Here is a 22,840-nt window from a genome sequence, read left to right as displayed (position 1 = left end):
AAAGAAAGACGAAACGAGACTACCATGAACCTGATCCGCAACTACCGCAACTGGCGCCGCTACCGGGACACCGTTTCCGAGCTGAGCCGCCTGAGCAACCGTGAACTGACCGACCTCGGCATCAGCCGCAGCGACATCCACTACGTCGCTCGCAAGGCGGTCTAATCCTCTTCGGGCCGCAAATGGTCCGAACCAGTTTTGAAAAAGAGAACGACAATGAACCTGATCCGCAACTATCGTAACTGGCGCGTATACCGCGATACGGTTAACGAGCTGGGTCGCCTTTCGAACCGCCAGCTCCATGATCTCGGCATCATCCGCGACGAGATCAAGATCATCGCCCGCAAGGCGATCTGAAGTTAAAGAATTTCGCCAGGGTCGACCTCCTCCCCGATCCTGGCGGATACGGTCAGCCTTCACCTCCTCCCGAGGGTTGACCATCAAAACGGCGCCCGCCGCACCTCCTCCCGCGGCGGGCGCTGTTCTCCAGGGCGAAACAAAGTTTCGTCCCGCAAGGGTTTCGCCCCCTTCATCAGGCGAAAGGAATTTCGTCAAAGCCGACCTCCTCCCCGGCGATGACGAATACGGTCGATCTTCACCTCCTCCCGAGGATCGACCACCAAAACGACACCCGCCGGACCTCCTCCCCCGGCGGGTGTTGTTGTTTCTGAGGGTGGGACTCGGAATTAGGCTTCGCGGGACGTCCCTGTAGTCAGTCCAACGCACCGCTTTCCAGCATGCCCCGTTCCTTCCACTGGCTCAGCGGAAAAATATCCGGTGCGCCACCCATCGCCGCATACCAGGAATCCACCACCCATTCGGTGCCGCCGCGGTCGCTGATCACCGCCGTCCAATGGGGATAGCGCCCGTCGACAAACAGGCCTCGCGAGGCATTGTCCTCGACCCTGTGAAACTTGAGCAATTTTCGCTCGGCAAGATAGACCAACAGCGCATGCGTATTGGTCGATTCGTCGACACAATCCATTTGACCCTTGATGCGCGATGCGCCGAATTCCGACTGCGGCAGATCGCGGATGCCGGTGGCCCGGAAAATGCGCTGCTCGAAATAGCGCACAGCCTTCGAAATAGCGAAACGCTCGGCTCGGGGCGAACCCGCGCCCGCGCGCAGGATAGATCGGAAACGCGCGCCATCACCAGGGCCAAGCGTGAGCATCGTGCGATAATTGCAACTGTAGCCGTGGCATATGGGGATCCGCTTGGAAGCCGCCGTGGCCAGTTCGCCGGCGGCCGCCGATCCGCCCACGGCAACCATAACTGTCAGAAATGTCGCCCTGGCAAAGATCCCGAGACTCCTGTCCATCGCCGGTCGTAGACGATTGCACATATGGCGGTAACAGCCTGGCTGACCCGTGTACAATTGCAATCGCAGCTACAAGCGATTATTTCGGCGCATGAGTAAAAATCCCATTCACATCATCGGCGGCGGTCTCGCCGGCTCCGAAGCGGCATGGCAGGCAGCTCAGGCCGGCATTCCCGTCGTGCTGCATGAAATGCGGCCCGTGCGCGGCACCGATGCGCACAAGACCGATGGGCTGGCCGAGCTCGTCTGTTCCAATTCCTTCCGCTCCGACGATGCCGAGACCAACGCGGTCGGCCTGCTGCATGCCGAAATGCGGCTTGCCGGATCGCTGATCATGGGCGCCGGCGACGCGAACCAGGTGCCGGCCGGTGGCGCGCTGGCCGTCGATCGCGATGGATTTTCGCAGGCCGTGACCGCGAAGCTCGAAGCGCACCCGCTGATCACTATCCAGCGCGAGGAAGTGCCCGGCCTGCCGCCGGCGGACTGGGACCAGGCGATCATCGCCACGGGACCGCTGACCGCACCCTCGCTCGCCCAGTCGATCGCCGAAGCGACCGGCGCCGACGCGCTCGCCTTCTTCGACGCCATCGCGCCGATCGTCCATTTCGACACGATCGACATGGACATTTGCTGGTTCCAGTCGCGCTACGACAAGGTCGGTCCGGGCGGCACCGGCAAGGACTACATCAACTGTCCCCTGGACAAGGAGCAGTATCTCGCCTTCGTGCAGTCGCTTGTCGACGGCCAGAAGACCGAGTTCAAGCAATGGGAAGGCACGCCCTATTTCGATGGCTGCCTGCCGATCGAGGTGATGGCCGAACGTGGTGTCGAGACGCTGCGCCATGGGCCGATGAAGCCGATGGGGCTGACCAATGCCCACAATCCCGGTGTGAAGGCCTATGCGGTTGTGCAACTGCGGCAAGACAATGCGCTGGGCACGCTCTACAACATGGTCGGTTTCCAGACCAAGCTGAAGCATGCCGAGCAGGTGCGCGTGTTCCGCACCATTCCGGGCCTCGAAAACGCCGACTTCGCCCGCCTCGGCGGCCTGCACCGCAACACCTACATCAACTCGCCGACTCTGCTCGACGCCTCGCTGCAGTTGAAGTCGCGGCCCGGCCTGCGCTTTGCCGGCCAGATCACCGGCTGCGAGGGCTATGTCGAGAGCGCCGCCATCGGCCTGCTTGCTGGCCGCTTCGCCGCCGCGGAGCGGTTCGGCCATCAAGCCTCGCTGCCGCCGCTGACCACCGCCTTCGGCGCCCTGCTCAACCACATCACCGGCGGCCACATCGTTTCCGACGACGAACCGGGCAAGCGCTCCTTCCAGCCGATGAACGTTAATTTCGGCCTGTTCCCGCCGGTGGAAGCACCGAAAGCCGAGGGAAAGCGCCTGCGCGGCAAGGACAAGATCGTCGCCAAGCGGCGCGCGGTGACCTCGCGGGCGCTGGCGGACTGCCGCCAATGGCTGGGCTTGCCCGCGCGGGCGGAGGCGGCGGAATAGCTACTCAACCGGTCCGAGGGTAGCCACAGGCAGCCCCGGCTTTCCTGCCTCGCCTGGATTTCGCCTGACATAGGCCGCCTTCAGGCTCTCCGAGGTTTCACGCGAGCCGTCATGGCTCCAGCCCGGCGGCTTGATCAGATAGTTCAGGCGGTCGCGCAGTGTCAGGCCCGGCGCGAAGGCGTCCTTGAACATGCCGATCCATTCGTGGAAGGCCACTTTCAGCGGATTGAAGGTGCCGATATTCCTAACGATACCGTAGCGCGGCCGGTCTTCTTCCAACTCCTCGACGAAGGTGCCGAACATGCGGTCCCAGATGATCAGCGTGCCGGCAAAGTTGGCATCGAGATAGCGCGGATTGGTGGCGTGGTGGACGCGGTGGTGCGATGGCGTGTTGAAGATGAATTCGAACCAGCCCCACATCTTGCCGATGGCTTCGGTGTGGATCCAGAATTGCCAGACGAGGTTGAAGCCGAAGGTAAAGGCGATGACCGCCGGATGGAAGCCGAGCAGCACCAGCGGCGCCTGCAGCACGAACATGAAGGTGAACAGTCCTGTCCAGCTTTGCCTGAGCGCCGTCGACAGATTGTAATGCTGGCTGGAGTGATGGTTGACGTGTTCGGCCCACACCCAGCGCACCCGGTGCGCAATGCGGTGATAGACATAGTAGCGCAAATCATCGAGCAGGAAGGCAGCCAGGAAGACCCAGACCGACAGGCCGAGATTGAAGAAGCGGAACTGCCAGAGCCAGAGCAGCGCCCAGTAGGAGACGACCCCAAGCAACAACCCGGCAACGACATTGCCGGTGCCCATCATCAGGCTGGTCAGCGTGTCGCGCGTCTCGAACGATCCCTTGGCACGGCCGGTGCGCACCAGCCACAACTCGATCAGGATCGCGCCGACGAAGAACGGAATGGCAAGCTGCGTGACCTGCGGAAAATTGTAGTCGTCCATCACGCAGCCTCCTTCGCTAGGCTCGGACTATGGCGTCCAAGCGCCGCTGCGACGGTCTCGGCATCTCTTCTGTCGGCGAAGGCGAAACGCCCGCCTTTCCAGGTGAAGTCGGCGAGCTTGAGCAAGATGGCGCCGCTGTCGTCGACATCCAGGCCAACAATGTCGCTGGCCGTGACGATGCGGGTCAAATAACAGTCGCCGATGCTGTGGACGATGCCGGTGCGCCCTCGTTCAAGATCGAGAAATGCCGTCCTGTCGTCCTTGGTCAGGCGGACCGCTGTCGCCACCTCATCGGGAAAATCCTCCGCGAAACGGCTCGATGCCTGATCCGCATCGGCGAGCGTCGCCGTCCTTGTGCCGCCGGTGAAATGCACCGCCGCGACCGACAGCGCAATGCCGAAGACGACAAGTGCGACCAGCACAGGCAGGCTCATGGACTGCTATCTCCTCCGGGCGGGCTTATGTCTTGCGCACTCGGCTTCGACCCGGGAGAAGTCCTACCATGATTGACGTTTACGTCAAATGGGTGGCCAGCCTTTCGACGCGCGGCTGAGCAGGAGCCAATGCCGGCGCAAGGCTGACAGCCGCACCACGCGATCGAGCGGCGAACGGCTTTCCATCTTGGCGAGATAGGCGCGTGTCAGGGCAAGCGGCAGAAACGCCGGCCGCAATAAAGCCGGCAGGGCTGGCGCGGCCTGTTCGAAAGCGGCCAGATGCTCGCGCGCCAGCGCGATCATCGCCGCCACGGCGCGTTGCGCGCCGGGGCCGCCATCGCCTTTGACGAACTCTTCGGGCGAAGAGCCGGCCGCCGCAAGGACATCCGCCGGCATGAAGCATTGGCCACGCCGGCGATGCAGTGGCAACAGCAGCAAAAGGCCGGTCATGGCCTGCGCACAGCCTGCCCTGCCCGCCAGCTCGGCGAAGCGCGGCGCTTCAATGGGATCGAGCACCATCGCCGCAAGCTGGATAAGCGCCGCAGCCGTCTCGCCGCAATAGCCCTCCAGGTCGGTGCGCGACGGCATCGGATCGTCGTAAAGGTCGAAGATACGCGCTTCGAGCATATTGTCGAACGCCGGCTTTGGCAGGCGGTGGGCGAAAATCGTGGCCCTCAAAGCGTCGGCAACGGGATGTCCGACGACTGCCCCTTCGTCCGCTTCCCCATCCTCCCCGGCAATCGCATCGCGCCACCATTGCAGCCGCACCTCGCCGGGCAATGGCTCATGGATGCGGTCGCGGATGCCTGATATCTCGGCGTTGAAGGCATAGAGCGAAAACAGCGCGTCGCGCTTGTCGGCGGGCGCATAGAGCGCCGAGAGATAGCGGTCGTGGTCGGCGGCGCGCACCGCTTCCATGACGATTTTGGCGTCGTCGATCATGTCAGTCGACGGCGATGAGCGCGGCGGCCACCGCGCGGTTTTCCGCCAGAAGAACATTGTAGGTCCGCACCGCGGCCCCGGTCGACATCGGGTCGGAGGAAATGCCCGCCGCTTTCAGCGCGGCACGCAGCGCAGCTGGCAATGGTCTCAGATCCTTGCCGGTGCCGACCAGCAGGATCTCGACCTTGTCGGACTCGCCAAGCAGTTTTTCGAAATCCGCCGCCGTCATGGCTGTAGCGTCAGCCGGCTCCCAGCCATGGATGCCCGACGGCAAGCAGAGCAGCGAGCCGCGATGCGACATATCGGCGAAACGGAAGCCGCCATTGCCATAGGCCTCGATCGGCGCGCGGCCGGGAAAATGCGCCTCGCGAATGATGATGCCTTTTGCCACGGCCGGGGCGGCGTCAGGTCGCCACGGCCTTGCCGCTGTTCACCGGCTTCTCTTCGTCGGCGGTTGTGGCCTGCGGCCGCAACTTGAACAGGATCAGCAGCGGCGCGGCGATGAAGATCGACGAATAGGTGCCGAAGACAACGCCGAACAGCATCGCCAGCGTGAACGAACGGATCACCTCACCGCCGAACAGCACCAGCGCCAGAAGCGCCAGGATTGTCGTCACCGCGGTCAGCGTCGTTCTCGACAGCGTCTCGTTGATGGCGTTGTTCAACAAGTCAGGCAGTGGCATCTTCTTGTATTTTCTAAGATCTTCGCGAACACGGTCATAGACGACGATCGTGTCGTTCAGCGAATAGCCGATGATGGTCAGGATCGCCGCCAGCGACGACTGGTTGAATTCGAGCCCGGTGATAACGAAGAAGCCGATGGTCATGACGATGTCGTGCACCGTCGCGATGATGGCGCCGACCGCGAACTGCCATTCGAAACGGAACCACACATAGGCCAGGATGCCAAGAAGCGCGACAAGCATCGCGATCGTGCCTTGTTTGGCGAGCTCGCCGGAGACCGTTGGCCCCACCACCTCGACGCGTCGGAAATCGTAGTTGTCCTGCAGCTCGCCGCGCACCTTGTCGATGACGGTCTGCTCGGCATTCTCGCCGCCATCCTGTGTGCCGACGCGGATCAAAACGTCGTTCGGCGCGCCGAACTGCTGCACCTGCACTTCGCCGATGTTCAGTTCCGTCAGCCTGCCGCGGATATCGGCAAGATCGGCGTCGCCGGTCTTGGCCTGCACCTCGATCAGCGAGCCGCCCTTGAAGTCGATGCCGTAATTGATGTCAACGGTCATGAACAGCACGACCGACAGGATCGAAAGCACACTCGACAAGGCGAACGTCCAGCGGCGGATGCCCATGAACGGAATTTTGGTGCCGGGCGGAATGAAGGTCACCGGTGCCCGCGGCAATTCCTTCGGGCGCGCACGGCGAAGCCAGATCGACACCAGCAGCCTGGTGAAGGTGAAGGCGGTGAAGACCGTGGTCAGAATGCCGATGGCGAAGGTTATGGCAAAACCCTTCACCGGCCCGGTGCCGATCCAGAACAGCACCACCGTCGCGATCAGCGCTGTGACGTTGGAATCGACGATGGTCGCCAGAGCCTTGGTGAAACCGGTGTCGATCGCCTGGATCACCGAGCGGCCGGCTCGTCGTTCCTCGCGGATGCGCTCGTAGATCAGAACGTTGGAATCGACCGCCATGCCGATGGTCAGCACGATACCGGCAATGCCCGGCAAGGTCAGCGTCGCGCCGAGCAGCGACAACAGCCCGATGATCATCGCCACATGCACCGCCAGCGCAAGGTTGGCGAGGAAGCCGAGGAAGCCGTAGGCGACGAACATGAAGGCGACGACGAGAATCGACCCGACGACGCCGGCGACCTTGCCGGCATGGATCGAATCCTGGCCGAGACCCGGACCCACCGTGCGCTCCTCGATCACCGTCAGCGTCGCCGGCAGCGCGCCTGCGCGCAGCAGCACGGCAAGGTCGTTGGCGCTCTCGGCGGTGAAATTGCCAGAAATCTGGCCGGTGCCGCCGAGGATCGGCTCGCGGATCTGCGGCGCCGAGATCACCTGGTTGTCGAGAATGATGGCAAACAGCTTGCCAACATTCTGCGAGGTTGCCTGGCCGAAGCGCGCCGCGCCCTTCGAATCGAAGCGGAACGAAACCACAGGCTCGTTGGTCTGGGAATTGTACGTCGCCTGGGCGTCGACCAGGTTTTCGCCCGAAACGATGACACGGTTCTCGATCAGATAGGGAACCGGCGGATCGTCCTGCGAATAGAGCACAGATGATCCCGCAGGCGGACGGCCGTTGAGCGCATCCTGCACCGGCATCGACTGGTCAACCATCTGGAAGGTCAGCTTGGCGGTCTGGCCAAGAATCTCCTTCAGCCGCTGCGGATCCTGCAGGCCCGGCACCTGGACCAGAATGCGGTCGTCGCCTTGCCGCTGCACGATCGGCTCGGTCGTGCCGAGTTCGTTGACGCGCCGGTCGACGACCTCGATCGACTGCGTCAGCGCCGTCGATGTGCGGTATTTGATGCCGGCGTCGGTGACGGTGAATTTGAGCAGGCCGGGTTCGGAATCGTCCAGCGTCATTTCCTGGATCGAACCGCCGCTGAACAGGCCGGCCGCCACCGGCTCCGTCAATGTCTTTAGCGCAGTCTTGGCAGCATCGACCTGAGCCGGATCGGTGATGCGGACCTGCACGGTGCGGCCCGATCCGGCAAGGCCGGTATAGCCGACCTTGGCGTCGCGCAGCAGCGTCCTGATCTCGTCGCGCGTCGTCTCCAGCCGATCCTTGATCAGATCGTTCGGATCCATCCTGAGCAGGATGTGCGAGCCGCCCTGCAGATCGAGGCCGAGCGTCATCTGCCGCTTCGGCACCCAGTCGGGCAGCTTGGCCAATGTGCTTGCCGGGAACAGATTGGGCGCAGCGAGGACCACTGTGGCGGCCACGGCCAGCCAGATCAGGATCATCTTGAAGCGCGAGAAGTAAAGCATATGGCGTCGTCCGTCAGGGCATGCCGGCGGATCGTTCCGCCGAGAATTCGGTTATTTCTTGGCGTTCTGGTTCGCCACCGGCTCGCCCTTGACGCGCACATCCGCGATCGTCGAACGCAGCGCCGTGACCTTGGTGCCACCGCCAAGGTCGATCTCGAGCTCATTGTCGTCGATCACCTTGGTCACCTTGCCGACGAAGCCGCCGCCGGTGACGACCGTGTCGCCGCGGCGGACCGCCGCCAGCATCTCGCCGCGCTTCTTCAACTGCGTGCGCTGCGGCCGGATGATCAGAAAATACATGATCACGAAAATCAGGACAAACGGCAAAATGCTGATGAACATGTCGGGAGAGGCGCCGACGCCTTGGGCATATGCCGGTGTAACGAACATCGAGGTCCTCCTGAATGGTGAAAAGCCGCCTCAAGGCGGCCCCGCGAAATTTGGCCGGAATATAGTCGGTAAAGTTGCCAATGCAACTGCGCTGCCGGGCATTTCGGTTGCTTTTCCGGTCTGTTGAGCCGTGTTAGAGCGTGATCCCGAAAAATGAAACCTGGTTTCCAGAAAAGATCGCGCTCTAACAAAAGGTTGGAACAGGTTCCGAAACCGCCGGAATCAAATAGGTTCCGCGTCATGCCTCCCTGAAAGCTAGACAAAAAGACAAGAAATGACCGACAGCACCCTCGAAGCCCTGAACAAGAAGCTCGACCGCCTGATCGAGGCGGTCTCTCGCCTCGCCCCACCGCTGGTGCCGCTAACCGACCTCGGCGAGGCCGACTGCTTCGTCTGGCAGGCCGATCCGGGTTATCTGGAGCCAGTGCGCAAGGTCAATCGCGTCGACATCGGCCTCATCCGTGGCGTCGACCGCGTCCGCGACATTTTGGTCGACAACACCGAGCGCTTCGCCGCCGGCTACGCCGCCAACAATGTGCTGTTGTGGGGCGCGCGCGGCATGGGCAAATCGTCGCTGGTCAAGGCCGCGCACGCCGCCGTCAACGCATCGACGAAACTGGATCTCCCGCTCAAGCTCATCGAAATCCATCGCGAGGACATCGATACGCTGCCGAAGCTGATGGGTTTGCTGAAGACTGCGCCCTATCGCTTCATCCTGTTTTGCGACGACCTCTCCTTCGACCATGACGATACGTCCTACAAATCGCTGAAGGCCGCGCTTGAAGGCGGCGTCGAGGGTCGCCCGGCCAATGTGATTTTCTACGCCACCTCGAACCGGCGCCATCTCTTGCCGCGCGACATGATCGACAATGAGCGCTCGACCGCCATCAACCCGTCCGAGGCGGTCGAGGAAAAGGTCTCGCTGTCCGACCGTTTCGGCCTCTGGCTCGGCTTCCACAAATGCTCGCAGGACGAATATCTCGACATGATCGACGGCTATGTCCGTCATCACGATCTTGCCATCGATCCCGAGACGCTGCGCGCCGAGGCGCTGGAATGGGCGACAACGCGCGGCAGTCGATCAGGCCGCGTCGCCTGGCAGTTCACCCAAGATCTGGCGGGTCGGTTGGGTAAGGCGTTGAAGGATTGACGGACTGAATATCGGCTACTGAAAAAAGCCCGCCCTTGGCAGGGCGGGCTAAGCCGGCGGGCCGGACTGGAGGTCAGGCGGCCCTGCAATACTTTTTTTCTTCTGTTCGAGACCGGTCGAAGGGTCGACTTTCTTTTATTCAAGATAGGTCGAAGGATCGACCGGCGCCGAGTTCTTGCGCACTTCGAAATGCAGCTTCGGCGAGTCGGTCGTGCCGCTCATGCCGGAGAGCGCGATTTCCTGGCCGCGCTTGACCTTCTGGCCACGCTGCACCTCGATCGAACTGGCGTGGCCATAGACGGTGACCAGCCCGTTCTCGTGGCGCACCAGCACCGTGTTGCCGAATTCCTTGAGGCCGTCTCCGGCATAGATGACGACGCCGTTTTCGGCCGCCTTGACCGGTGTTCCCTCGGGCACGGCGATGTCGACACCGTCCTTGCCGCCGCCGAAACCGGAAATCACGCGGCCGCGCACCGGCCAGCGCATCTTGCCGATGCCGGTGGCATTAGGCGCCACCGCGTCGTCGTCCTCAGCCTGCTGGATGACCTTTGCATCCTTCTTCGGCGGCGTGTAGGAGGCGAGCGTTTCCGACGGCGTGGTCTTGGCTGCCGGCGGCGTGGTGGCCGTCGTCACCGGATCGACCTTCGCCGGCTTGGCGCTGGCGACCGTCGTCGTGCCGCCGGCCGGAACCTTCAGCGTCTGGCCGATCTTGAGCAGACCGTCCTGCATGCCGTTTGCCTGCTTCAGCGCAACGACACCGACACCGGTCTTCCTGGCAATGGCGGACAGCGTATCGCCCTGCTGAACCGTGTAGGTGCCACCGGCGCCAGTCGCCTTGGGCGCCACCGCGGCCACTTTTTGCGCGGCCTTTGCATCTTTCGGCTGGTCTGCCGCGGCCGAAGCATCGACCTGCGCGGCCGACTTGCCTTCCTTGAGCTTGGGCTGCTGCGGCAGCACGGCCACCTTCTCCGGCGCGCTGGCCGGCACATCGTGCTTGGTGCCGTTTGCGGGCTTGGCGTCGGCAAGCTTCGGTGCGGCTTCCTTGCCAGAAGTGTCCTTGCTTGAATAGGCATAGGCCGGGATGACGAGCTTCTGGCCGCTCTTCAGCCCCTTGGTCTCGCTCAGCCCGTTGACCTTCATGATGGCGTCGGCGGGCACGCCATAGCGCCGTGACAGGCCGGAAATGGTCTCACCATCCTTAACGATGATCTCGGTGGCATGCGGCTTGCCGCCCGCCGTTGCCATGCGCGGCGCATCGGGCTCGGCGTCCTTGAACGGCCTTGCCGCCGGAGCGACGGTGCCGGTCGCCGTGCGGTCGACACGCGGCGCGGCAGGCGCCAGGGCCGGCGCTGTAGCGGTGCGTACCGGATTTGCGGCGGGTGCTAGCGCGGGGGCCGGCTGCGCCTGGCTGACCGGCGGCAATTGCCGCGTCGTCACCGGCTCGAGGCTGGAGCGGCTGACCGACTGGGTGTAGGTGCCATCGACCGGCGCCGCCGCCACGGGCGCATCGCCCGGATAAGGCTGGGCAGCATCCTGCTTGTTGATGATGGCGCGCTGGTTGTTGGTCGAGGCGGTGAAGACGTCATCGACGCCATTGAACCGCGCCACCTGGGAGCTGCACCCTGCGGCGGCTCCCGCGACCATGAGGACGGCGCAGCCACGCGCCAGATTGCGTCCGTTTGCCTTCAAAACACTGAATTGCATCGCACTAACCCGCACAGACCCGGTACAAACTGAGCGTGATTAAAGCGCGTTAATGTTACTGGTCGGTTAAACCTCTAGAATCCGACGCAAATTTTCTTAAAATATTTGAGGATCGAGCGCTGGGTGTGTTGAGATTCAGGTCAGGCCGCCTCTTCAACACCTTAGATCACGGCCGCGACGCTGCGCAGTATCGGCTGCAGGCGCACTATGCCGATATCCTCGCGTTCGAAACGGCTACCGACCTTGGTCAGCTTGGCCACCACTTGCTCGCCCTCCTCGGGGCCGATCGGCGCAATGACGATGCCGCCGCTCGACAACTGGTCGAGCAGGAAACGCGGCAGGCTGTCGAACGCCGCCCAGGCGACGATGCGGTCGAACGGTCCTTCATTGGCCAGCCCGTTGGAGCCATCCGCCTGGCGCGCGATGGCATTGCCGATGCCGAGCGCTTCGAAACGCTGTTTGGCCTGTTCGGCCAGCGTCTTGTAGCGGTCGATGGTGACGACCCGCGCGGCAAACCTCGACATCACCGCCGCCGTATAGCCGGACCCGGTGCCGATCTCGAGCACGCGGTTGCCCGGCTCGATGGCAAGTGCGGCGATCACCGCCGCCTGCAGGTCGGCGCCTTCGATCGCCTCGCCGCATTCGATCGGCAGCATGCGGTCCGACCAGGCGATCGGATGGAACTGGGCGGCGAGGAAACCACGCCGCGGCGTCGCCTCGAAGGCGGCGATCAGTGCCTTCGGCACTGTGCCTCTGCCACGCAAGCGAAGCAGGAAAGCGGCAAAGCCTTCGCGGTCGTCGACCGCCAGACCGGAGTTCAGGTTCATGCGAGCGCCTTGGTCAGTTGATCGCGGATTTCGTGAGCGGTGAGGTCGAGCTGCAGCGGCGTCACCGACACCAGCCGGTTGCGCAGGGCGTAGAGATCCGTGCCCTTCTTGCCCTCGACCGGCTCGCGGCCGAAGCGCAGCCAATAATAGGGAAGTCCGCGCCCGTCGCGGCGCTCGTCGACCCACAGGCTGTGAACAAGTTTGCCCTGCGAGGTCACAACCGTGCCGGCAACTTCTTCAGGGAGGCAGTTCGGAAAATTGACGTTCAGCAACACGCCATCGGGCAACGGCGTTGCGACAAGCTTCTTGAGCAAGGCCGGCGCCAGCGCCTCGGTGGTCTCGTAGGGAACCACGCGATCCTCGCCGACATAGGAATAAGCCTGGCTTACCGCGATCGAGCGCACGCCGAGCAGCGCCCCTTCCATGGCGCCGGCGACGGTGCCCGAATAGGTGACGTCGTCGGCAATGTTGGCGCCGGAATTGACGCCGGACAGGATCAGGTCGGGTGCGCCGGGCAGGATCTTCTTTACGCCCATGATGACGCAGTCGGTCGGCGTGCCGCGCACCGCATAATGTTTCTCGCCGATCTTGCGCAGGCGCAACGGCTCCGAGATCGACAGCGAATGCGCGTAGCCGGACTGGTCCTGCTCCGGCGCCACCACCCAGACATCGTCCGACAGCGTACGCGCAATGCGTTCGAGCGACGCCAGGCCCTCGGCATGGATGCCGTCATCGTTGGTCAGGAGGATGCGCATTACTTCGATTCGATCTTTGCAAGGCCACCCATATAGGGCCGCAGCACTTCAGGAATGGTTACGCTGCCATCCTCATTCTGGTAGTTTTCGATGACGGCAATAAGCGCGCGGCCGACGGCGGTGCCCGAACCGTTCAGCGTGTGAACGAAGCGGTTGCCCTTGCCATCCCGGTCCTTGTAGCGGGCATCCATGCGCCGCGCCTGAAAATCGCCGCAGACAGAACAGGACGAAATCTCGCGATACGCATTCTGGCCGGGCAGCCACACCTCGATGTCATAGGTCTTGCGCGCGCCGAAGCCCATGTCGCCGGTGCACAACGTCATGGTACGGAACGGCAATTCCAGCCGTTTCAACACCGCTTCAGCGCATTCGGTCATCCGCTCGTGTTCGGCCAGCGATGACTCCTGATCGGTGATCGAGACCAGCTCGACCTTGTAGAACTGGTGCTGGCGCAGCATGCCGCGCGTGTCGCGCCCGGCCGAACCGGCTTCCGAGCGGAAGCACGGCGTCAGCGCGGTGTAGCGCAGCGGCAGCTTTTCATGTGCGGTGATCTCCTCGCGCACGAGGTTGGTGAGCGAAACTTCAGCCGTCGGGATCAAGCCCAGCCTGCCGTCACCATGCGGGGCGAAGAACAGGTCCTCCTCGAACTTTGGCAACTGCCCGGTGCCATAGAGAACCTCGTCGCGCACCATCAGCGGCGGCTGGACCTCTTCATAGCCGTGCTCTGTCGTGTGCAGGTCGAGCATGAACTGGCCGAGCGCGCGCTCCATCCGCGCCAGCCCGCTCTTCAGCACAGTGAAGCGCGAGCCCGACAGTTTTGCGGCGCGCTCGAAATCCATCATGCCGAGCGCTTCGCCGATCTCGAAATGCTCCTTCACCCAGTTTGGCCGCGTCGGCACCTTGCCGACCGTGCGCTTGACGACATTGTCGTGCTCGTCCTTGCCGACCGGCACGTCGTCGAGCGGCACATTGGGCAGCACCGCCAGCGCATCGTTCAGTGCCTTGTCGAGTTCGCGCTCGCGCGCCTCGCCATTCTGGATGAACGCCTTGATCTCGCCGACCTCTGCTTTGAGTTTTTCGGCGAGCGCGGCGTCGCCCGAACGCATGGCGTTGCCGATCTCCTTCGAAGCGGCATTGCGGCGCTCCTGCCTGGTCTGCAATTCGGTCAGATGTTCGCGCCGCGCCTCGTCCCTGGCGATCAGATCGTCGACCGTGGACTGCGCATCCTCGGCCGACCACGAGCGCTTCTTGAGCGCCTCGGCAAGGGCCTTCGGGTTGTCGCGAATCCATTTGATGTCAAGCATGCTATTCGTCCTCGGTAAGGCCAGAGGGCGTAAACCGCATCCTTGATCGATGCAAGATGAGGGTTCGGAGACTGTCGCGTTTTTCCGCTAGCGCGGACATCCGGACGCCACCCGCCTACGAAGGAACCTACTCCGAAGGCGCTTCCGCAGGCTTTTCGGCCACCTTTTCTCCGGCGTCCTGCTTCTCGCGCGCCACCCGCTGCTTTTCCTGATCCCGCTCGATCAGCCGTGCTGCCCAGATCGCCACCTCGTAGAGAATGATGGTGGGAATGGCGAGCCCGATCTGGCTCATCGGATCGGGCGGCGTCAGTATGGCTGCGACGACGAAGGCGATGACGATCGCCCATTTGCGCTTTTCGGCCAGCGCCTTGGACGACAGCATGCCCACCCTGGTCATCAGGCTGGTCACCACAGGCAACTGGAACACCAGGCCGAAGGAGAAGATCAGCGTCATGATCAGGCTGAGATATTCGGACACTTTCGGCAGCAGCGAAATCTGCACCTGGTCGTCGGTGCCGGCCTGCTGCATGGCGAGGAAGAACCACATCACCATCGGTGTGAAGAAGAAATAGACCAGCGACGCGCCCAGCAGGAAAAGGATCGGCGAGGCGATCAGGAACGGCAGGAAGGCGTTGCGCTCGTTCTTGTAGAGGCCGGGCGCGATGAATTTGTAGATCTGCGTGGCGATCAGCGGAAAGGCGATGACCATGCCGCCGAACATGGCGAGCTTGACCTGGGTAAAGAAGAATTCCTGCGGCGCCGTGTAGATCAGCTCGACCTTGTGCGGATCGAGCCCGGCCCACTGGGTCGCCCATTTGAACGGGATCACCAACAGGTTGAACAGCTTCTTGGCAAAGAAGAAGCAGAACAGGAAGGCGACGAAGAACCCGCCGATCGACCAGATCAGCCGCCGGCGCAGTTCGATCAGATGCTCCATCAGCGGAGCCGACGATTTCTCGATCTCGTCCTTTTCCGTGTCGGAAATGCTCACTTGCCCGCCGTCTTGTTGCTGGCTGCAGCCGGTGTCTTCGGCGCGGCCGCAGTTGGTTTCGATGCCGCTTTTGCCGGCTTGGCTGCTGTCGGCACTTGCTTGGCGGCGGTTTTGGCCGGCACCGCCGCTTTCACCGCCCCAGTCGTCTTCAAAGCCGGAGTCGTCTTCACAGCCGCAGTCGCCTTGGCAACCGGCGCGGCCTTGGCCATGGCCTTTGCGGGCGCCAGTTTGGTTGCCGGCGCGGGCGCAGCAGCTTTGTCGGCTTTTGGCATCGCCGCCTTCGCTGATTTCTTCGTCGAGGCTTTTGGCGGCTCGGCCGCCGATGCCTGGGCCACCACCAAACTGTCGGTCATCACCGGAAAGATCGGCGCCGCCGGCGCTGCTTCCGGCGCATCCACGCCCGGCAGCACCGTCGCACCATTCTTCAACGGCTCGGCGGCCTGCGGCGTAGAAGCGGCAGGCTCGGCAGGATCAGCCGCCGGCTTTGGCTTCATCACCGCGTCAACCCCTGAACGGACGTCGGCCGCCGCCTGCTCAAACGGATTGAGCTGCTTCCTGATCTCGGCAGCCGGGTTGAGGCCTCTCAGCGAATCGACCGATTTCTTGACATCGTCAAGCTCGGCTTCCTTAAGCGCATCGTTGAACTGCTTCTGGAAGTCGGCCGCCATGGCGCGCAGCTTCGCCGTCGTGCGGCCGAAGGTGCGCAGCATATTGGGCAAATCCTTAGGTCCGACGACCACGATCATGACGATCGCGATCACCAGCATCTCGGTCCAGCCGACTTCGAACATGGCAATACGTTCCGACTAAAAGCGTGGGCTCAGCCTTTGCTGGCCTTTTCCTTCACTGCCGAAACGGTTTCGTCGGCACGGTGTTCGACGGTGCGCTTGTCTTCGGCGGTGTCGTCGTCGGCCATGCCCTTCTTGAAGCTCTTGATGCCCTTGGCCATGTCGCCCATCAGCTCTGGAATCTTGCCGCGGCCGAACACCAGCAGCACGATCACCAGCACGATCATCCAGTGCCAAATCGAAAATGAACCCATAGCAAATCTCTCTCGAATGTTTTCCCTGACGATGATCTATGCGTTTTCGCGTTGGGATTCAAACACAACCGCGACAGAGTTTATGAATGAGTGGCAGAAGTCACGCAGTTTCGGCGCGATTGCCCCGCTACCAATCGGCGCAGCGGGGTTCGCGCTCTCATTGCGTTGCTCCAAAGTGTGGCGAAATTCGAACGCCACGCCAGGTCCGCGGTCAATCCTCCGTGACGCGCGGCGTCAACAGGCCGAGTTCCTCAAGGTCGATGTCGGTCAGCGGATCCTCGTCATCGGTCAGCGTATCAGGATCGGCCGGCGGTTGCGGGATGGAGAAATTCGACGGCATCCGGCCGGAAAGCAATCCAGCGCCCTTCAATTCCTCCATGCCGGGAAGATCGCGGATCTCCTCCAGCGCGAAATGATCGAGGAAGATGTCGGTCGTGCCATAGGTGACGGGCCGGCCGGGCGTACGCCGGCGCCCGCGCATGCGCACCCATTCGGTCTCCAAAAGCGTGTCCAGCGTGCCTTTCGAGGTCTCGACCCCCCTGATATCCTCGATCTCGGCGCGCGTCACCGGCTGGTGATAGGCGATGATCGCCAGCACTTCGAGAGCCGCGCGGGAGAGCTTCCTTTGCTGGACGGTATCCCTGCTCATCAGGAAGGCGAGGTCGCCGGCGGTGCGGAACGCCCAAGCATCGCCGACGCGCACCAGGTTGACGCCGCGCCGTGCATAGATCTGCTGCAAATCGGCCATCGCCGCGGCGATGTTGATGCCGTCGGGCAGCCGCGCGGCAAGCTGTTTTTCGCTGACCGGCTCGGCACTGGCGAACACGATCGCCTCGGCCATGCGCACGGCTTCGGCCATATGCAGCCGCTGGCCAGGATTCTGGGACAGGTTCTGGGCTATATCCTGTGCCGGTGTCTCCGCAGGCAGCCCCTCCTCGGTCTCGTCATCGATCTTGAAGGGAATGACCGAAGCGTTGGCGCGTTCGCTCATGATGCCACCTCGACTGCTTTGATGCCTTGCGCGCGGCCGCGCAGATAGAGCGGCGCGAACACCTCGTCCTGCCGCATCTCCATTTTGCCTTCGCGCACCAGTTCCAGCGTTGCGGCAAAGGAACTTGCGACCGCGGTGCGCCGCTCGTCCGGACCGGACAGATACTGGATCAGGAAACTGTCGAGCGCCGTCCAGTCGGCAAGCGAGCCGATCAGCCGGGTCAGCACATCACGCGCGTCCTTGAGCGACCACACGCCACGCTTGGCGATCGTTACATTGGTGATTGCCTGTTTCTGGCGCTGTTGGGCATAGGCGGTCAACAGATCATAGAGCGAGGCCGAATAGGCGTTGCGCTTCTCGACGATGACCATCTCCGGCATACCGCGCGCGAACACATCGCGCCCGAGCCGGTTGCGGTTGACCAGCCGTGCCGCCGCGTCGCGCATGGCTTCCAGCCGCTTCAGCCGGAATTGCAGCACCGCCGCCAGCTCCTCGCCGCTTTCGCCCTCTTCGCCCGGTTGCTTGGGGATCAAAAGCTTCGACTTGAGGAAGGCCAGCAACGCCGCCATCACCAGATAGTCGGCGGCAAGCTCAAGCCGCAGCACCCTCACCTTCTCGACAAAGGCCAGATATTGCTCGGCCAGCGCCAGGATCGAGATGCGCGACAGATCGACTTTCTGGTTGCGGGCAAGATGCAGGAGAAGGTCGAGCGGCCCTTCGAAACCGGCGACGTCGACGACCAGCGCGGGATCGCCGGTCAGCCGCGAATCGTCGTTCTCGGCCCACAGGCGGTCCATCGGTGCGGCCTTGCCGGCCTTGCTGTCCAATGTTTCCGCCACTTCCCGTTTCCCTTTGGTGCTAGGCCACAGCGTCGAAATAGGTGGCGAACTCGGCGCGTATCTCGGTTTCGTCAGCCCGGTCGCGGTCCTTTATATAGGTCAGCGCCCGTTTAGCGCGCTCCAGCGACTTGCCCTCAAGCCCCTTGGTGCGCGACGCAATGCCGGCCATCTCCTCGAATACGCCGTTGCAGTGAAGGACCAGATCGCATCCCGCCGCAAGGATCGCGGCCGCCTTTGTCGGGAAATCCCCAGAAAGTGCCTTCATCGACGTGTCGTCGCTCATCAGCAGCCCGTCAAAGCCGATTTCGCCGCGGATGATCTCGTCGATGACCTTGCCCGAGGTGGTCGCCGGGTTCTTCGGGTCGATCGCGCTGTAGACGACATGCGCCGTCATCGCCATCGGCAAATGATTGAGTTCCCTGAACGGGGCGAAATCGTGCCGCTGCAGATCGCTCATCGAGGCATCGACGGTCGGCAGTTCGAAATGCGTATCGGCAAAGGCCCGCCCGTGCCCGGGAATATGCTTCATGACCGGCAGCACGCCGCCCGACATCAACCCTTCGGCCGCCGCGCGGCCAAGCTCTATGACGGCGCGCGGTTCCTTGCCGTAGGCGCGCGCACCGATGACGTCGCTGGCGCCTTCGATCGGCACGTCGAGCACCGGCAGGCAGTCCGCCGTGATGCCGAAGCGCAGCAGGTCGAAGGCATGCAGCCGCGCCATCAGCCAGGCGGCGCGGGCGCCGGCGTCGTGGTCGTCGCGCCACAGCGCGCCGAGCGCACCGCCGGCCGGATAGTTCGGCGCCAGCGGCGGCCGCAGGCGCTGCACCCGGCCGCCTTCCTGGTCGATGAACACCGGCGCATCGGGGCACCCGATACAGTCGCGCATCGCGGCGACCAGATCGCGGATCTGCTCGGTCTCGCCGATGTTGCGCGCAAACAGGATGAAGCCCCACGGGCATTCGTTGCGATAGAAATTGATTTCGTCGCGCGTCAGCGATTTCCCGGCGCAGCCGAGTATCATGGATTTTGATTCGGTCATGTCTGACAGTTTAGGGCTTCGCGCGGACAAATGGAATCGCATCCAGCCATATGCACCAGGGCGCCGCTTGCCCTTTCCCACAAAAAACCGGCGCGGTCTGTGGCCGCGCCGGTTTTGACTGAAGCTTTCGAGCAGCTAGCGCGACACGAAGCAATTGCCGCCGGCGGCCTTGTAGCTGGTGCACAGGCTGATCGCATCGTTGCGCGACTGTGCCGGGACGCGGACCCGGTAGAAGGTCCCCTTGCCGGCGATTTCGGCCTTGACGATGTTGGCGGTACGGCCGGCAAGCACGCTGCCAAAGCGGCGCTGCAGATCCGCATAGCTGGACTGGGCGCTTTCGACCGTCGGCTGCGACGCGATCTGCATCGACCAGGAGCCTCCGCCGGTCGAGGCAGTCGTTGGGATGGACGCAACCTGGTCAGGCTTGACCTCGCCGACGACATCGACCGGCTGGTCGGATGGACGCTGCGGCGCCAACGGAACCGTTTCGGGCGTGTTGGCGGACTGGGTGTTGGCGGATTGGGCCTTGGCTTCAGGTGCTGCGGCCGGTTTGACCGTTTCGGGCTGGACGGGTTCGGCCTGATCGCTGTTCGCCTGATCATCAGTTGCCTGGCCGCTTGCGGGCGGCACGGTGCCGGTCTGCGCCGCGTCGTCGGCCTGGGCCGACGGGGCCACACGCTGCGGCTCGGGATCGACAGGCTCGACGGCGGCCACCTGCGGTGCCGCGGGCGCCGGATCCTCGCGCGCCACCAGCGAACCATCTGACTTGACGACCATGGTCCTCACCTTGCGCGGTGCAACCGCAACGATATCGGGATTCCCGGACTTTTCGGCTTCCTGCAGAACCTGGGCGATACGATCCTCGGATTTGGGTGCCGGAGCGGCAGCAACGTCGGCATTTCCGGCCGCTTGCGTGTCGCCGGCCGCTTGCGTGCCGTCGGCGGCTTGCGCGCCACCAGCCGCATCGGTGCCTTCGACCGCGTTGGTGTCGCCAAGATCGACGACACGGCTCTGCGGCGGCTCCTTGGCCGTCACATCCACCGGCTCTTCGGTGTTGGTCACCAGCTTCTCCTGGACCGGTTCGGCAGGCTTCGTGCCCTTGGCCACCGCATCATAGACCTTGTTGTCCTGGTTCGGCACGACGGTGCCGCCCGGATTTTCCGGCTTGACCTTGATCGGTGAATTGTCGGCCTTGACGATGACCGGCGCGTCGCCGCTGCCTTTGCCGCCGAAAGACAGGGCAAAGGCACCGAGCCCCCCGGCGATCGCTACCGCGCCGACGACTGCCGCAATCAGCAGGCCACGGCTCCGGGGCCTGGCGGCCTCCTGCTCGGCCAGGCCCGGAACCGACATCGCTTCGTCCAGCTCGGGATCATAGTCGAGTTCGTCCAAGGCAAAGTCATCGGCCTGCGAAACCGGCTTGCCGCCGCCGGGCAATTCGCCCAGATCGAAGCCGCCGGCCGCATCGACATAGGCCGCACTGGCGGGCGTCTCCGCAGGCCTCGCCGCATAGGTTCGCGTTTCAACGCGGTCGCGCTGGTAGCCCGAGTTGAACCCCGCATTATAGGGTTCATCGTCATAAGCCGCGCTCCGCACCGAAGCGGGAGCGACATCCACGGCGTTCATTTCCGTGAGCAGGTTGGCGAAATCGGCGTCGAGATCGTCATAGGCGGGCGCCGCTGGCTCGGCTTCATCGAAGTTGATCTCCGGAATATCGAGATCGTCCGCCAGCGCCACGACGCGCTCCGGCACATCGACCGTCTCGACATCGGGCATCTCGTCAAATGCCGAAGGCTGTTCTGCCGGCGCCGGTGCTGCATAGGCGGTATCAGCCACGGCCGTCGGCTCTTCCTGGCGGGATGGCGCCGCAACCATTGCTGGCGGCGGCGTGGCTGCGGGTTTCGCCGAAGCCACCGGTTGGCTTGCGAAGGCGGGCTGCGTATTCGCGACCGGCGTCACGCGGCTCCACGAGCGAGCCGGTTCCGGCGGGGTCGAGCGCGTCGTCCGCCAGCCGAGCGAATCATGTGGCTCTTCTTTCCCGGCGTCAGCCGCAATCCCGTCGTCGGCGGCGTCGTGATCGAGACCGATATCCCTGGCGAAAGCGGCATTGAGGTCATCACTGTCGAAATCGGCGTCTTCCGATCCGGCGGCATCTTCAGCGCCAAAATCCTGATCCTTGAGTTCATCAAGGAGAAACGTGTCGAGATCGGCGTCGGCGGCCTGAACCACGTCAGCGTGCGCAGACTCCACCTGGGCATGCTCATCAAGGTCCCAGTCCAGCTCGCTAACCGGATCCACCGGCTTCCCAACGGCTTTTTCAGCCGCTGCCACAGGTTGCTGAGCCATCGCTGGCTCCTTGGGTGCCGGGGCTGCCGCAGCGGCGGCCATGGGAGCAGAACGTGTGCTCATGGCGCCCAGCAGCGCGTTCAACTCGTCCTCCAGGCTTCGCTCTTCGGCGATTGGGGCGATGGCGGCCGCCGGCTGGACCGCGGCCACGGCTGGCGCGGTCGGCTGGGGCGCAACACCGGCGACTTGCGCAACCGGCTCTTCGATCTCGTCGACAAGCGCATCATCGAAATTCAAATCGAAATCGTCGTCGAACGCATCTTTCGGGGCGGCAGCGGCCAGCTCATCCCCGGCGGGCACGACCTCCGGCTCGTCAATTTCGGGCTGATCGATTTCGGCGAGCTCAGCCGTGCGAACGTCGAAATCCATGTCGACATCGGCCATGGCTTCGTCGAAGTGGCCAGCAAAGTCTTCGTCGGACTCATCCGAAACGGCCTGAACAGGCGCAGCAGGAGCCTCAACGACAGCCTGTTCCATCGCAACATGCTCATCCAACATCGGCTCGTCTTCGAGCGAGCTTGAAATGGCGTTGTCGAATTCATCATCGAAGTCGGGTTCGGCAGCCGGCGCCGGGACTTCGGCAGCGGCGGCCTGCTGCAGCGGCACGTGCTCGTCCAGCGTTAGCTCGTCTTCCAGCGAACTTGCGACCGCATCGTCGAATTCGTCGTAGTCGACTGGATCGACGGCCGGCGCAGAAACCTCGGCGCTCGCAGCATTCAGTTCGGCCTCGTTCGCTGCATCGTCATCGAGCAGGAGGTCTTGTTCGAGCGACACGGCAAGCTGATCGTCCTCAAGCCTGTCGTCCCCAAGATCGTTGGCCACGGCCAAATCGTCTTCGAATGGCGACACGTCTTCGAGCGAACTGGCGATCGCATCGTCGAAATTATCATCGAAAGCCGCGTTAACAGCCGGCGCGGATAATTCGGCGGCACCAAGATCAAGGTCGGCGGCTGTAACGGCATGGACCGTTTCGTCCGTCGCATCGTCGTCCAGCAGGAAATCCTGTTCGAGCGAGGCGGCAACCTCGTCGTCCATCGGGGCGGCTTCGAAAGCCGGCTCGCGAACTTCGGCTACGCCATCATTGTCGTCAGCACCGAATTCGCCCATCAACTCCTTCTCGAGGTCGATGTCGAAATCGCCGTCGTCCACCGGCTGACCGGCGGGAGCCGCCTTCGGCTGGGCAGGCGTCTGTGGCCTGACTGGCTGGCGCGGGTCGAAACCCATGATCCTGGTCAATTCCGCGAAGGGATCGTCGTCAGCGATATCGTTGTTGGCGGCTGCTCTCAGATGGGTTCTGTCTGCCATTATCGTTCCCGAACTCGCACTCATTCGGACGCCATGGACGTCGCGCAGGGT

General features: G+C 63.2%; 22 protein-coding genes. 4 read left to right on the top strand and 18 right to left on the bottom strand.

The genetic code is table 11. The features are described from left to right. Positions 1-24: 24 nt before the first annotated feature. Positions 25-165, top strand: coding sequence for a DUF1127 domain-containing protein (locus OHD62_RS26530; RefSeq protein WP_006335194.1), 141 nt, complete (start codon positions 25-27; stop codon positions 163-165). Positions 166-216: 51 nt separating this feature from the next. After that, positions 217-357, top strand: a complete 141-nt coding sequence (locus OHD62_RS26525) for a DUF1127 domain-containing protein (RefSeq protein WP_006335195.1) — start codon at positions 217-219, stop codon at positions 355-357. A 355-nt stretch (positions 358-712) separates the two neighbouring features. Here OHD62_RS26525 and OHD62_RS26520 read toward each other — a convergent pair whose 3' ends face one another. Continuing rightward, positions 713-1,321, bottom strand: coding sequence for a hypothetical protein (locus tag OHD62_RS26520; protein WP_263789013.1), 609 nt, complete (start codon positions 1,319-1,321; stop codon positions 713-715). A gap of 91 nt (positions 1,322-1,412) precedes the next feature. Between OHD62_RS26520 and trmFO the strand changes: the two genes are divergently transcribed. Then, the gene (gene trmFO, locus OHD62_RS26515; protein WP_263789012.1) at positions 1,413-2,822 is read left to right on the top strand and encodes a methylenetetrahydrofolate--tRNA-(uracil(54)-C(5))-methyltransferase (FADH(2)-oxidizing) TrmFO; all 1,410 of its coding nucleotides are present in this window, start codon (positions 1,413-1,415) and stop codon (positions 2,820-2,822) included. On the opposite strand, the gene OHD62_RS26510 is transcribed toward trmFO, so the two are convergent. The 6 genes from OHD62_RS26510 to yajC all read right to left on the bottom strand — a co-directional run bounded on the left by OHD62_RS26510 (position 2,823) and on the right by yajC (position 8,496). Next, on the bottom strand, positions 2,823-3,773 hold the full coding sequence (locus tag OHD62_RS26510) for a sterol desaturase family protein (RefSeq protein ID WP_263789011.1): 951 nt from the start codon (positions 3,771-3,773) through the stop codon (positions 2,823-2,825). It lies immediately after the preceding gene. Further along, positions 3,773-4,207, bottom strand: coding sequence for a hypothetical protein (locus OHD62_RS26505; RefSeq protein WP_263789010.1), 435 nt, complete (start codon positions 4,205-4,207; stop codon positions 3,773-3,775). The genes OHD62_RS26510 and OHD62_RS26505 overlap by 1 nt, the downstream gene beginning before the upstream one ends. 84 nt (positions 4,208-4,291) lie before the next feature. Beyond that, positions 4,292-5,149 (bottom strand): phytoene/squalene synthase family protein, encoded by an 858-nt coding sequence (locus OHD62_RS26500; protein WP_263789009.1) that lies wholly within the window; start codon positions 5,147-5,149, stop codon positions 4,292-4,294. 1 nt (position 5,150) lies between these two features. Then, positions 5,151-5,540, bottom strand: coding sequence for an Mth938-like domain-containing protein (locus tag OHD62_RS26495; RefSeq protein WP_263789008.1), 390 nt, complete (start codon positions 5,538-5,540; stop codon positions 5,151-5,153). 13 nt (positions 5,541-5,553) lie between these two features. Next, positions 5,554-8,106 carry a protein translocase subunit SecDF gene (secDF, locus tag OHD62_RS26490; protein WP_263789007.1) on the bottom strand — a complete coding sequence of 851 codons (2,553 nt, stop codon included), beginning with the start codon at positions 8,104-8,106 and terminating at the stop codon, positions 5,554-5,556. 51 nt (positions 8,107-8,157) lie between these two features. Further along, positions 8,158-8,496 (bottom strand): preprotein translocase subunit YajC, encoded by a 339-nt coding sequence (gene yajC / locus OHD62_RS26485; RefSeq protein ID WP_008876289.1) that lies wholly within the window; start codon positions 8,494-8,496, stop codon positions 8,158-8,160. Positions 8,497-8,770: 274 nt separating this feature from the next. On the opposite strand from yajC, the gene OHD62_RS26480 reads away from it, so the two are divergent. After that, entirely contained in the window at positions 8,771-9,646 is an 876-nt protein-coding gene (locus tag OHD62_RS26480) for an ATP-binding protein (protein ID WP_263789006.1), read from the top strand. A 135-nt stretch (positions 9,647-9,781) separates the two neighbouring features. On the opposite strand, the gene OHD62_RS26475 is transcribed toward OHD62_RS26480, so the two are convergent. The 11 genes from OHD62_RS26475 to OHD62_RS26425 all read right to left on the bottom strand — a co-directional run bounded on the left by OHD62_RS26475 (position 9,782) and on the right by OHD62_RS26425 (position 22,789). Beyond that, positions 9,782-11,350 carry a peptidoglycan DD-metalloendopeptidase family protein gene (locus tag OHD62_RS26475; RefSeq protein ID WP_263789005.1) on the bottom strand — a complete coding sequence of 523 codons (1,569 nt, stop codon included), beginning with the start codon at positions 11,348-11,350 and terminating at the stop codon, positions 9,782-9,784. Between the two features lie 161 nt (positions 11,351-11,511). Further along, positions 11,512-12,177, bottom strand: a complete 666-nt coding sequence (locus OHD62_RS26470) for a protein-L-isoaspartate(D-aspartate) O-methyltransferase (RefSeq protein ID WP_263789004.1) — start codon at positions 12,175-12,177, stop codon at positions 11,512-11,514. Next, positions 12,174-12,932, bottom strand: coding sequence for a 5'/3'-nucleotidase SurE (gene surE, locus OHD62_RS26465; protein ID WP_263789003.1), 759 nt, complete (start codon positions 12,930-12,932; stop codon positions 12,174-12,176). Before surE ends, OHD62_RS26470 begins: the two co-directional genes overlap by 4 nt. Then, on the bottom strand, positions 12,932-14,236 hold the full coding sequence (gene serS / locus OHD62_RS26460; RefSeq protein WP_263789002.1) for a serine--tRNA ligase: 1,305 nt from the start codon (positions 14,234-14,236) through the stop codon (positions 12,932-12,934). The genes surE and serS overlap by 1 nt, the downstream gene beginning before the upstream one ends. Positions 14,237-14,363: 127 nt before the next feature. Beyond that, complete coding sequence (gene tatC / locus OHD62_RS26455; protein WP_263789001.1) at positions 14,364-15,227, bottom strand: twin-arginine translocase subunit TatC; 864 nt, start codon at positions 15,225-15,227, stop codon at positions 14,364-14,366. Continuing rightward, a complete protein-coding gene (gene tatB, locus OHD62_RS26450; RefSeq protein ID WP_263788999.1) occupies positions 15,224-16,018 on the bottom strand; it encodes a Sec-independent protein translocase protein TatB in 795 nt (264 codons plus the stop codon). Before tatB ends, tatC begins: the two co-directional genes overlap by 4 nt. Positions 16,019-16,047: 29 nt before the next feature. Then, on the bottom strand, positions 16,048-16,269 hold the full coding sequence (locus OHD62_RS26445) for a twin-arginine translocase TatA/TatE family subunit (RefSeq protein WP_263788997.1): 222 nt from the start codon (positions 16,267-16,269) through the stop codon (positions 16,048-16,050). A gap of 211 nt (positions 16,270-16,480) precedes the next feature. Further along, the gene (gene scpB / locus OHD62_RS26440; protein ID WP_263788995.1) at positions 16,481-17,260 is read right to left on the bottom strand and encodes an SMC-Scp complex subunit ScpB; all 780 of its coding nucleotides are present in this window, start codon (positions 17,258-17,260) and stop codon (positions 16,481-16,483) included. Further along, a complete protein-coding gene (locus tag OHD62_RS26435; RefSeq protein WP_263790160.1) occupies positions 17,257-18,057 on the bottom strand; it encodes a segregation and condensation protein A in 801 nt (266 codons plus the stop codon). The genes scpB and OHD62_RS26435 overlap by 4 nt, the downstream gene beginning before the upstream one ends. A gap of 61 nt (positions 18,058-18,118) precedes the next feature. Continuing rightward, entirely contained in the window at positions 18,119-19,138 is a 1,020-nt protein-coding gene (gene nagZ / locus OHD62_RS26430; protein ID WP_263788993.1) for a beta-N-acetylhexosaminidase, read from the bottom strand. A gap of 135 nt (positions 19,139-19,273) precedes the next feature. Beyond that, a complete protein-coding gene (locus OHD62_RS26425; protein ID WP_263788991.1) occupies positions 19,274-22,789 on the bottom strand; it encodes an SPOR domain-containing protein in 3,516 nt (1,171 codons plus the stop codon). Positions 22,790-22,840 lie beyond the last annotated feature (51 nt).

Source organism: Mesorhizobium sp. YC-39 (assembly GCF_025753795.1).
In the GTDB taxonomy this organism is placed as follows: domain Bacteria; phylum Pseudomonadota; class Alphaproteobacteria; order Rhizobiales; family Rhizobiaceae; genus Mesorhizobium.
This window is presented reverse-complemented; position numbering and strand designations above follow the sequence as displayed.

Coding starts and splice junctions, on each gene's coding strand:
- OHD62_RS26530 (WP_006335194.1), top strand. CDS start 25: ATGAACCTGATCCGCAACTACCGCAACTGGCGCCGCTACCGGGACACC.
- OHD62_RS26525 (WP_006335195.1), top strand. CDS start 217: ATGAACCTGATCCGCAACTATCGTAACTGGCGCGTATACCGCGATACG.
- OHD62_RS26520 (WP_263789013.1), bottom strand. CDS start 1,321: ATGGACAGGAGTCTCGGGATCTTTGCCAGGGCGACATTTCTGACAGTT.
- trmFO (WP_263789012.1), top strand. CDS start 1,413: ATGAGTAAAAATCCCATTCACATCATCGGCGGCGGTCTCGCCGGCTCC.
- OHD62_RS26510 (WP_263789011.1), bottom strand. CDS start 3,773: ATGGACGACTACAATTTTCCGCAGGTCACGCAGCTTGCCATTCCGTTC.
- OHD62_RS26505 (WP_263789010.1), bottom strand. CDS start 4,207: ATGAGCCTGCCTGTGCTGGTCGCACTTGTCGTCTTCGGCATTGCGCTG.
- OHD62_RS26500 (WP_263789009.1), bottom strand. CDS start 5,149: ATGATCGACGACGCCAAAATCGTCATGGAAGCGGTGCGCGCCGCCGAC.
- secDF (WP_263789007.1), bottom strand. CDS start 8,106: ATGCTTTACTTCTCGCGCTTCAAGATGATCCTGATCTGGCTGGCCGTG.
- yajC (WP_008876289.1), bottom strand. CDS start 8,496: ATGTTCGTTACACCGGCATATGCCCAAGGCGTCGGCGCCTCTCCCGAC.
- OHD62_RS26480 (WP_263789006.1), top strand. CDS start 8,771: ATGACCGACAGCACCCTCGAAGCCCTGAACAAGAAGCTCGACCGCCTG.
- OHD62_RS26475 (WP_263789005.1), bottom strand. CDS start 11,350: ATGCAATTCAGTGTTTTGAAGGCAAACGGACGCAATCTGGCGCGTGGC.
- OHD62_RS26470 (WP_263789004.1), bottom strand. CDS start 12,177: ATGAACCTGAACTCCGGTCTGGCGGTCGACGACCGCGAAGGCTTTGCC.
- surE (WP_263789003.1), bottom strand. CDS start 12,932: ATGCGCATCCTCCTGACCAACGATGACGGCATCCATGCCGAGGGCCTG.
- serS (WP_263789002.1), bottom strand. CDS start 14,236: ATGCTTGACATCAAATGGATTCGCGACAACCCGAAGGCCCTTGCCGAG.
- tatB (WP_263788999.1), bottom strand. CDS start 16,018: ATGTTCGAAGTCGGCTGGACCGAGATGCTGGTGATCGCGATCGTCATG.
- OHD62_RS26445 (WP_263788997.1), bottom strand. CDS start 16,269: ATGGGTTCATTTTCGATTTGGCACTGGATGATCGTGCTGGTGATCGTG.
- scpB (WP_263788995.1), bottom strand. CDS start 17,260: ATGAGCGAACGCGCCAACGCTTCGGTCATTCCCTTCAAGATCGATGAC.
- OHD62_RS26435 (WP_263790160.1), bottom strand. CDS start 18,057: ATGGACCGCCTGTGGGCCGAGAACGACGATTCGCGGCTGACCGGCGAT.
- nagZ (WP_263788993.1), bottom strand. CDS start 19,138: ATGACCGAATCAAAATCCATGATACTCGGCTGCGCCGGGAAATCGCTG.
- OHD62_RS26425 (WP_263788991.1), bottom strand. CDS start 22,789: ATGGCAGACAGAACCCATCTGAGAGCAGCCGCCAACAACGATATCGCT.